Source organism: Phytobacter sp. V69, assembly GCF_965644215.1.
GTDB lineage: Bacteria > Pseudomonadota > Gammaproteobacteria > Enterobacterales > Enterobacteriaceae > Phytobacter.
In genome coordinates this window covers 1-10,137 of record NZ_CBFFRL010000174.1, presented here as the reverse complement: position 1 = coordinate 10,137, position 10,137 = coordinate 1, and the positions used below count along the sequence as shown (strand labels likewise).

General features: G+C 54.2%; 9 protein-coding genes and 1 pseudogene. 4 read left to right on the top strand and 6 right to left on the bottom strand.

Features of this window, described 5'->3' with window-relative positions:
• Positions 1-156 precede the first annotated feature (156 nt).
• From fhuE to ACSZPU_RS19775, 4 genes and pseudogenes are all read left to right on the top strand, one after another.
• Positions 157-2,337 (top strand): annotated as a pseudogene (gene fhuE / locus ACSZPU_RS19790) (ferric-rhodotorulic acid/ferric-coprogen receptor FhuE).
• Positions 2,338-2,530: 193 nt separating this feature from the next.
• Positions 2,531-2,800: a hypothetical protein gene (locus ACSZPU_RS19785; RefSeq protein ID WP_499002319.1), complete on the top strand. Its 270-nt coding sequence runs from the start codon at positions 2,531-2,533 to the stop codon at positions 2,798-2,800.
• Complete coding sequence (locus tag ACSZPU_RS19780) at positions 2,793-3,731, top strand: hypothetical protein (protein ID WP_499002317.1); 939 nt, start codon at positions 2,793-2,795, stop codon at positions 3,729-3,731. Before ACSZPU_RS19785 ends, ACSZPU_RS19780 begins: the two co-directional genes overlap by 8 nt.
• Positions 3,722-3,922, top strand: a complete 201-nt coding sequence (locus tag ACSZPU_RS19775) for a hypothetical protein (protein WP_499002314.1) — start codon at positions 3,722-3,724, stop codon at positions 3,920-3,922. The genes ACSZPU_RS19780 and ACSZPU_RS19775 overlap by 10 nt, the downstream gene beginning before the upstream one ends.
• 62 nt (positions 3,923-3,984) lie before the next feature.
• Here ACSZPU_RS19775 and ptsG read toward each other — a convergent pair whose 3' ends face one another.
• The 6 genes from ptsG to pabC all read right to left on the bottom strand — a co-directional run bounded on the left by ptsG (position 3,985) and on the right by pabC (position 9,993).
• A complete protein-coding gene (gene ptsG / locus ACSZPU_RS19770; RefSeq protein WP_499002311.1) occupies positions 3,985-5,418 on the bottom strand; it encodes a PTS glucose transporter subunit IIBC in 1,434 nt (477 codons plus the stop codon).
• A gap of 301 nt (positions 5,419-5,719) precedes the next feature.
• Entirely contained in the window at positions 5,720-6,514 is a 795-nt protein-coding gene (locus ACSZPU_RS19765) for a metal-dependent hydrolase (protein ID WP_499002310.1), read from the bottom strand.
• 12 nt (positions 6,515-6,526) lie between these two features.
• Positions 6,527-7,531, bottom strand: a complete 1,005-nt coding sequence (gene holB / locus ACSZPU_RS19760; protein WP_499002308.1) for a DNA polymerase III subunit delta' — start codon at positions 7,529-7,531, stop codon at positions 6,527-6,529.
• Positions 7,528-8,169, bottom strand: a complete 642-nt coding sequence (gene tmk / locus ACSZPU_RS19755; RefSeq protein WP_499002306.1) for a dTMP kinase — start codon at positions 8,167-8,169, stop codon at positions 7,528-7,530. The genes holB and tmk overlap by 4 nt, the downstream gene beginning before the upstream one ends.
• The gene (yceG, locus tag ACSZPU_RS19750) at positions 8,159-9,181 is read right to left on the bottom strand and encodes a cell division protein YceG (RefSeq protein ID WP_499002303.1); all 1,023 of its coding nucleotides are present in this window, start codon (positions 9,179-9,181) and stop codon (positions 8,159-8,161) included. Before yceG ends, tmk begins: the two co-directional genes overlap by 11 nt.
• Positions 9,178-9,993, bottom strand: coding sequence for an aminodeoxychorismate lyase (pabC, locus tag ACSZPU_RS19745; RefSeq protein WP_499002301.1), 816 nt, complete (start codon positions 9,991-9,993; stop codon positions 9,178-9,180). Before pabC ends, yceG begins: the two co-directional genes overlap by 4 nt.
• Positions 9,994-10,137 lie beyond the last annotated feature (144 nt).

Sequence of the window (10,137 nt, the reverse complement as noted above, 5' to 3'; positions counted from 1 at the left end):
AGTCATGATAATAGGGCCTTCTGATTAGAAGGCCCTATTATCAATGATTTTTATCCTCGTGACGACACTATCTAACTGAAAAATAAAAAACATGCCGGACGTCGACAACGTATCGCGCCCCGGATAATCCCGCTAACACACCATTAAGGGTTAATAATGTCTTTCACCACTCACACCAGCGATGAGCTGTGCTCGATTGCCAGCGCGCCATCATTACTGGCTGTTTGCATTGCGTTCGCGTTAACACCTGCTGCAGGCTTCGCGGCAACCACGTCCGGCACTGATGAAACTGTCGTCGTCGAAGGCACCTCCACCGCACAGAGCGATACCAGCCAGGATCAGGACTACAGCGTCAAAACCACCACCACGGGGACCAAACTGCTGCTCGTTCCGCGCGATATTCCACAATCCGTGAGCGTTATCAGCCAGCAGCGTATGCAGGACCAGAACCTGAACTCCATCGGCCAGGTGCTGGCCAACACGACCGGTGTTACCGCTCAGGTGCAGGACAGCGATCGTACCGTGTTCTATTCACCTGGTTTCTTTGTCAGTAACTATGCTTACGACGACCTGCCTACCTCCATCAGCGAAGTCTGGAACTTCGGTGATACCGCCGCCGATACCGCCATCTACGACCGCATTGAAGTGGTACGTGGCGCAACAGGTCTGATGTCCGGTACTGGTAACCCGGCGGCCTACGTCAACATGGTGCGTAAACATGCAGACAGCAGCGAATTCAAAGGTAACGTTTCCGCCACCTACGGTAGCTGGGATAAGCAACGTTACGTTCTCGATCTACAGGCACCGTTGACCGAATCCGGCAAAGTGCGTGGCCGCGTCATCACCGGTTACCAGGACAATGACAGCTGGGTGGATACGTACCACTACCGTAAGAAGTTCATCTACGGTGTTGTTGATGCTGACGTGACCGACAGCACCACTTTGTCTCTGGGATATGAATATCAGGAAAGTCAGACCGATAGCCCGACCTGGGGCGGCCTGCCGACCTGGTACGCCGACGGCAGCAAAGCGAAATATGATCGCAGCACAACCGTGGCGCCGAACTGGGCCTATTCTAACAAAGACAACACCAAAGTCTTCGCCAACCTGACACAGCGTTTTGGTAACGGCTGGGAAGCGCATGTTAACGGCATGCACGCGGAAACCAATTTCGATACCAAAATGATGTATATGTACGGTTATCCGGACGAGGCCACGGGTAACGGCATGGTCGGCTACGGCGGCTGGAACCGTGGTGAGCGTAAACAGGATGCCGTTGACGCGTTCATGCGCGGTGGTTTCGACCTGTTTGGCCGTCAGCATGAATTGATGTTTGGCGGCAGCTACAGCCGTCAGCGCAACCATTACGACAACTCCCTGCCGGACACGGTAGGTACGCTGGTCGATGTGGGTTCATTTAAAAACGGCTGGAACGGTAACATCGCCGATCCGGCATAGACAGAGTGGGCGCTGTACAGTAAAGACGACATTCGTCAGTCTTCTACTTACACCTCTGCACGTTTCTCGCTGGCCGATCCGCTGCACCTGATCGTGGGCGCACGCTATACCGAATACAATATTCGCTATAACCCGGCAGGTTCCCCGTCCCAGCGTCTGGAAAGCACCAAAGATGACGTCACGCCGTATGCCGGTCTGGTGTATGACATCAATGAAGACTGGTCCGCGTACGCCAGCTATACCGAGATCTTCCAGCCACAGGACAAGCGTGATGCGTCCGGCCGCTACCTCGACCCGACCACCGGTAAGAGCTATGAAGCCGGTGTGAAAGCTGACTGGTTCAACACCCGTCTGACCACCTCTATTGCCGTGTTCCGTATTGAGCAGGATGGTGTGGCTAACAATACCTACACCTATATGCCAAGCGGGGAATCGATTTATGAATCCCTGGACGGTGTGGTCAGTAAAGGTATCGAGTTTGAGCTGAACGGTGCGCTGACCGACAACTGGCAGTTGACCTTCGGTGCAACCCGCTTTATCGCCGAAGACAAGCAAGGCACTGCGGTCAGTTCCGATCAGCCACGTACCACCATGAAACTGTTCACCCGCTATCAGCTGCCGGCACTGCCTGAACTGACGGTCGGCGGTGGCGTTAACTGGCAGAACAAAGTCTGGACTGACGTGTCGGATACCCAACGCGCAGAACAGGGCAGCTATGCGCTGGTTAACCTGTTAGGTCGCTATCAGGTCACCAAGGACTTCGCGGTTCAGGCCAACCTGAACAACGTGTTCGATCGTGAATACTACGACTACGTCGGCAGCTACACCGTTTACGGCGCGCCGCGTAACTTCTCCGTTAGCGCTAACTACAGCTTCTGATTGTAAAATCCGAACGCTAACCCGGGCCCGTCACACTGCTGACGGGCTTTTTTATGCCCACCATTTATCCCCTGCCTTGCTGACGTGACGCCACACGTCCTGTTTCAAATTGTCATTAAATGTAAATAAGCTGCTATATTTTCAACATCACAGCCCGCCAGCCCTGGCGCTCCCAATAAGACAGGAACTTCCTATGCGCACCTCCTTTATGCGCTTCTTTCTCGGCATCGTGCCGCTGATTGAGCTGTTATCCGGCTGTTCGTCCGGCGGCAGCAGTGATATGGCAAACATGTATGAACGCTGCGTCTCAGACCAGATCAAAGCGATGAACCTGATGGCGGATGGCTATCACGAGCAATCCAATCAGCTCTTCGATCAGGTGTCTTCCCAGTGCCAGAGCAAATATCCGGAACTGGAATACCACCCATTACTACAAAGCGACCAATTTCGAAGACATGGGTAATTACGCCCAGGCGCTGGAGGAGTATGAAGCCTATCTGGCTTACCCGGACCGCTTTGTCGTGCTTGATGAACCAGCCACCATCAGCCGTGCTTTAATGAAAGCGAAAACGGACCCTGCCAATGCCGCAGCGCATGTGAATGAAGCCGAAGGCTTGGTGAAAAAAAGGTCTTATACCAGCGCGAAATATCTGGTGATTAAGGTCAATGATGCGAAGTACGACCTGGGCATTAAGAATGAACAGATGCTGAGAAGCTACCTCGAAGCGCTCAACTACGCCAAACATTCCAGCGCCGATGCCTATACGCGCCCCATTGAGCTGGCCACGACGCTTGGGCAGAAAAAAATCGCCAGCGTGCTGACCAAACGCCAGCAGGACATGCGTACCGTCGATGCCAAAGCGAAAGCGATGAATATTCCGGGGCCTGGCACCGGACAGGCGGGGACAGAAGCCAGCGCGCGCAGAGACGCGTTCTATCAACAGGAGTTTGAAAAACTGGGGAACGACTATTTCGCCCGCTACTATTCCGGCTTGCTCGAATCGGATCTGAAAATCTTCAAAATGCAGTCCAATAACGCTCGCGAGTTTGCCGAACTGGAGCAGCGCAACGCCGAGTATAAGCAGCAGAAAGATGCCGAAGAGAGCGAGTCTCTGACCAATCTACTGAGTATTGCATCCATGGGACTCGCCGCGTCCTCAAATGTAGGCCAGGTGACGCCCGGTAGCATGGCGATGAAAGACCTGGTGGATAACTATCGTGCCCTGCGGGTTAACGAATGCATCCACTCCTCATCGGACAGTGAAGGCCATTTCCTGCTGGTAACCGCTGTCAGGATCTGGTGCAGGTGCGCTACTGCTTTACCGGCGATTTTCGCAAACATGTGGTCGATGTGCTTGAGGGCTGCGCGCGGAAATTCGATAACGTGTACGTAGAACCCGGCCGTTCGGCAAAAGTACAGATCCCAAATGTCAGCAATGTCCAGTTGCATCTTGTGGCCTGCAAAGCCGGAAGCTTAATGAATGTTCCGGTAGCGGACATTCAGTGGCAAGGAAGTGATTTTGGCGGATATTGCAAAAAACCGATATCCGACAACGGTACCCGGCGGGTGGGCGGCGTGTCGTAACCCTTTTCAGGCAATAAAAAAGGCAGCCATTCGGCTGCCTCAGTCTCCCCAGACTTTACGGCTTAGTTGCTGCGGATGTACTCATCCATTTCGGTTTTCAGGTTATCGGATTTCGTACCGAAAATTGCCTGCACACCAGAACCAGCAACCACCACACCTGCCGCGCCCAGTTTTTTCAGACCAGGCTGGTCAACTTTCGCCACATCGGCAACGCTAACGCGCAGACGAGTGATGCAAGCATCCAGGTTAGTGATGTTTTCTTTACCGCCGAACGCAGCAACCAGAGCCGGTGCCATTTCGCTTGTTGCAGCAGATTTGGAATCTTCAGACGCGTCTTCACGACCCGGCGTTTTCAGATCCAGCGCTTTAATCATTACGCGGAACACGGTGTAGTAAATCGCTGCATAGCACAGACCAACAACCGGGAACAGCCACAGTTTGCTGCCGTTACCGCTCAGTACGATAAAGTCAATCAGACCGTGAGAGAAGGACGTACCGTCACGCATACCCAGCAGGATACAGATTGGGAAGGCAAGACCAGCCAGTACAGCATGGATTGCGTACAGGATCGGCGCAACGAACATGAAGGAGAACTCGATCGGCTCGGTGATACCGGTCAGGAACGAGGTCAACGCTGCGGAGATCATGATACCGCCCACTTTTGCGCGGTTCTCTGGTTTAGCAGAGTGCCAAATCGCGATAGCAGCAGCCGGCAGACCGTACATTTTGAACAGGAAGCCGCCGGACAGTTTGCCCGCAGTCGGGTCGCCTGCCATGTAACGTGGGATGTCGCCGTGGAATACCTGACCTGCTGCGTTGGTGAATTCGCCGATCTGCATCTGGAAAGGAACGTTCCAGATATGGTGCAGACCAAACGGTACCAGGCAGCGCTCAATGAAGCCGTAGATACCGAACGCAACAACCGGGTTCTGATAGGCAGCCCATTGAGAGAATTCTTGAATAGCAGTACCAATCGGCGGCCAAATGAAGGACAGCACAACACCGAAGACAATAGCGGTCAGACCGGAGATAATCGGCACAAAACGCTTACCGGCGAAGAAGCCCAGGTACTCAGGCAGCTTGATACGGTAGAAACGGTTAAACATATAAGCAGCAATGGCACCGGCGATGATACCGCCGAGGACACCGGTGTCTGCCAGGTGTTTAGCCGCAATTTCTTCTGCAGGTAAATGCAGTACCAGCGGTGCAACCACAGCCATGGTTTTAACCATGATGCCGTAGGCAACCACAGCTGCAAGGCCAGATACGCCGTCGTTATTGGTGAAGCCAAGAGCAACACCGATAGCGAAGATCAGCGGCATGTTAGCAAAAACAGAACCGCCTGCTTCGGCCATTACATGAGAAACGACTTCTGGCAGCCAGCTGAAGTTTGCAGAACCGACACCCAGCAGGATACCTGCGATTGGGAGTACGGATACCGGCAGCATCAGCGATTTACCGACCTTCTGCAGGTTAGCAAATGCATTCTTAAACATAATTGAGAGTGCTCCTGAGTATTTGTGCTTTTTTTTACGCTTTTTTGCGCATTGGCACGGGGGGAGAACCGTGCTGTGGACAGGACATCTAAGTGCCCTTTATTTATTACACAGAGTAAAATAAATCCGGTTAAGTTTGTTTGACGGCTATCACGTTTCAGCTAGCGACAAAGGCAAAACTTTCATAGTTTTACAAAACCCATTACCGATTGTGTCAAAAAAGGCATTCACCGCCTCTTTTGTGGCGGTGAACTTTACTCTCATTGCCTATTAATTACGAGCACTAAAATAAGCTGAAAATTCAGAGGGATTGCAGGCGGGACGGTTCGATATGGAACAGCGTGGCGAAGTTTTCTGTGGTTTGTTGCGCCAGTTCATCGACCGAAACGCCTTTCAAAACCGCCATATATTCAGCGACATCCCTGACATACGCCGGCTGGTTTTCTTTACCTCGATGAGGAACCGGTGCCAGATAAGGCGAATCCGTTTCCACCAGTAAACGATCCAGCGGGACGTAACGCGCCGCATCGCGCAACTGCTCTGCGTTGCGGAAGGTGACGATCCCGGAAAATGAGATATAGAAGCCGAGATCCAGTAACTGCCCTGCCGTTTCCCTGTCTTCCGTAAAACAGTGTAGTACGCCGCCGCAGTCCATCACTTTTTCTTCGCGCAGGATAGACAGCGTATCGGCACGCGCATCGCGAGTGTGCACAATCACCGGTTTGTTCAGCTCGCGGCCAATGCGGATATGATCGCGAAACGATTCTTGCTGACGGGCTTTTGTTTCCGGCGTGTAGTAATAGTCCAGGCCGGTTTCGCCCATTGCCACTACTCCCTCTTCCGCCGCCAATCGGCGTAAATCTTCCACCGCGTAGGCTTCGTCCTGGTTAAGCGGGTGAACGCCGCAGGAGAAAGCCACATCACTACGCTCCCCCACCAAATCACGCATACTGCGGTAACCCGGCAGCGTCGTGGCCACGGCGAGGAAAAATTTCACGTCGCGCGCTGCGGCTTTACTGAGCGCGTCATTAACATCCGTATGTAGCGCCTGATAGTCCAGACCATCAAGATGGCAGTGTGAATCGACTAAAAACATAATGTCTCTTTCTTAAAGATGCGACAAAGGCAATGTTGCACCGGGTTGCAGGTAGCGCTCAATGCGTAATAAAAGATCGGTCAATAACATTTCGCGGTTAACGCCCGTGACCGTCATCAGCTGTTCACGGCATTCAACCGCAGCGTGGAGGCAGGCTTGCAGACGTTCACCATTAAACTGGCTGGCAAGCTGCCGCACCAGCATGGTCGCATCCATATTGGTCAGCAGTGTTGCGCCTTGCTGAATTTTCAGTGCATCCAGCAGAAGCGTTGCCAGCCAGTGCAGACGCTGCGCCACCTGTTCGTGGTTGAGTGTTGCCAGCAGTGAAAGCCAGTCGCCATGATTTAACACATCCCCAAGGGACTGACACAAAGCCTGACGCGGTGCGAGGTTATCCGCCTGCAGCAGTTGCTCTGCTGCACCTGGCGCACCACCACACAGACGTAACGCACTGACAATCGTCTCTTGCGACGCGTTATTTTCACGCGCGAGCCAGGCACAGGAGTAGTTTTCCGCTGGCGGCGCGAGGTGATGCATCCGACAGCGGCTGCGCAGCGTCGCCAACAAGCGTGCCGGTTCGCGACAGCCTAAAAAAAACCAGGTCTCTTTCGGTGGCTCTTCCAGCGTTTTGAGCAGGGCATTTGCTGCCGCGTCCGTCAGCAGCGACGCATCCTGAATCCAGACTACTTTAGCGCCACCCAGCCGCGCGTGTTCATACAGTTTTTCGCCGACCTCGCGTACCGCGTCGATGCCGAGCGTGGACTTGCCCTTCTCCGGTGCCAGCAGGTAATAATCCGGATGGGTACCCGCCTGCATCAGTTGGCATCCACGGCAATGGCCGCAGCTTTTGGCATTTTCCGGATGCTGACAAAGCAGGAAACGGCTCAGCGCATAAATCAGCGCATCGTCACCCATTCCCGACAGCGAGTGAACCAGTAACGCATGATGCCCGCGACCGGCCTGATAACTGGCGACCAGTTGTTCATAATCCGACCGCAGCCACGGGTACCATCTCATGCGCCCTGCTCCTGCCCCCAGGCGGTGACCGTCTGGCGAATATCCGCCACGACCTGTTCAAGAGATTGTGTGGCATCGATGGTGCGGATGCTGTCATCGGCAGCCGCCAGTTCAAGGTAGCGCGCGCGTGTGCGGTTGAAGAAATCCAGAGACTCCTGCTCAATGCGGTCCAGTTCACCGCGAGCGCGGGCGCGTTTGAGCCCCACTTCCGGCGTCACGTCCAGGTAAATCGTCAGGTCCGGGCGGAAATCACCCAGCACCGCATCGCGCAGCGTTGCCAGCATCGTCTGATCAACGCCACGCCCACCGCCCTGATAGGCCTGCGTGGAGAGATCGTGACGATCGCCAATCACCCAGCTTCCCTTGGCCAGCGCGGGTTTAATCACCGTCTCGACCAGGTGGACGCGGGCAGCATAAAACATCAATACTTCGGCCTTAACAGTGATCGTCTCATCGCCGACAGAGCGAATATCCAGCACCAGGCTACGCAGTTTTTCTGCCAGTTGGGTGCCGCCTGGTTCGCGGGTGAAAACCATCTCTTCCACGCCAAGCTGGCGCAGCGTGTCGACCACGACATCACGCGCGGTGGTTTTCCCTGCCCCTTCGAGCCCTTCAATGACGATGTATTTACTGCCCATTTTTTTCCTTAAGTACTTTTAAATAGTCCTGCACTGACCGGTTGTGGCTGGCGAGATTGGTATTAAATGTATGCCCGCCCTTACCATCAGCGACAAAATAGAGATACGGCGTTTTTGCCGGATGCGCCGCCGCTTTCAACGACGCTTCGCCAGGCGTTGCAATCGGTCCTGGCGGCAGACCGCTAATGATATAGGTATTGTACGGCGTCGGCGTCTCCAGATCGGCACGCGACAATTTACCATTATAACGCTCGCCCATCCCGTAGATCACGGTGGGATCCGTCTGTAACCGCATACCAATCCGCAGACGGTTAATAAATACCGATGCGACCTGATCGCGCTCGCTGGCCACGGCGGTCTCTTTCTCGATGATAGAGGCCATGGTCACCATCTGGTTTTTATCCTGGTAAGGCAAACCGTCCATCCGCCCTTCCCACGCCTGATCAATCGCGCGCACCATTTTTTGATGAGCACGCTTAAGCAACGCGATGTCCGTCGTGTTGGCGGTATACATCCAGGTGTCCGGCCAGAACCAACCTTCCACCCAGTCGGCATGCGCAAGATCCAGTGCCTGCGCGACCGTCGCGTAGTCATCATCTTTCAGAGTGTGCTTGATATACGGTGCGTCCCGCAGTTTCTGCAGATAATCACTCAGGCGCATACCTTCCACCAGGCGCAGCGGGAATTGCGCCTCTTTGCCGCTTTCCAGTAGCTGGAGCATTTCGCGCACCGTCATAGTGGGGGAAAACCGATAGGTCCCGGCTTTAAAGTGCGAAAGATCGGGTTCCACGCGCAGCAACCACTGGAACACGCGTGGGCGGTTAATTACCTTCTCACCGTAAAGCTGTTCACCTAACGCAACGCGTCCGGTCCCGGCTTCCAGCGTGAAGATCGTGTCCTCTTTAATGAGGAGTTTGCTGTCGGCCAACTGGCGAACTTTCCATATACCCGCACCTGCCGCAATCGCCAGGACCAGCAGAAGGAGGAGTACAACGCGCAACATTTTTTTCATGACGATACCGGATGCTCACAAAGAGGGGCTAAAAATTGGTACAACTCCCGGGAAGTCCAGCTAATGCCATCCCACACACGTACGGGGAGAACGGGCATTAATGCATTGCAGATAATGACTTCATCGGCAGCGTTGAGCGCATCTGGCGACGCATTGACTTCGACAACGCGATAGTCGGAAGATGCCAACTGGCGCAAACATAATTGCCGCATAATCCCGTCTACACCCGCCTGTTCAAGGTTTGGGGTAAACACATCGCGGCCTTTGCGCCAGAAAATATTCGCGGCACAGCATTCCGTAACCCACCCTTCACTGTCAAGAACCAGCGCCTCATCACCGTGAGATTGCTCAAGATAGCGGCGGATCAGGACCTGCTCCAGGCGATTGAGATGTTTGATGCCGGCAAGGTGCGGATTCCGGCCCAATCTTAATGGACTGAGCGACAGCGTAACGCCCTCTTCCCGCCAGCGTTCGTAATGAGTGGGGTAAGCTGAAACGCTAAGGATACGTGTCGGATTCTGACAGTCGGCACCGCTGTAACCGCGTCCACCTCCGCCCCGACTGATAATGACTTTCAGGACGCCGCTCGCCCGGCCTGACGCAAGGTGGCGCATTTCGTCTTCCAGCACAGCCCACTGCGCAAAAGGGATAAAGAGTTTACCGCACGCGTCCTGGAGACGACGGAGATGCTCAGTCAGCAGACTAACGTCACCATCCTGGATACGCGCCGTGGTGAAGCAGCCGTCGCCAAATTGAGTCGCCCTGTCGCTTGCGGCGAGATATTCCTGCTCGCGACCATTAATCAATAACATAGAGGCTCCTTATGCGTGGCTAACTAGTGTGGCAGGACACTTTACGCAGGACAAGCGGAGAAAACTGAAATAAATATCCTCCGGCATAGCCGGAGGTTTTTCTGATGCGCCTATAAGGCTCTCTTACCAGCCGCGCCCTAACAG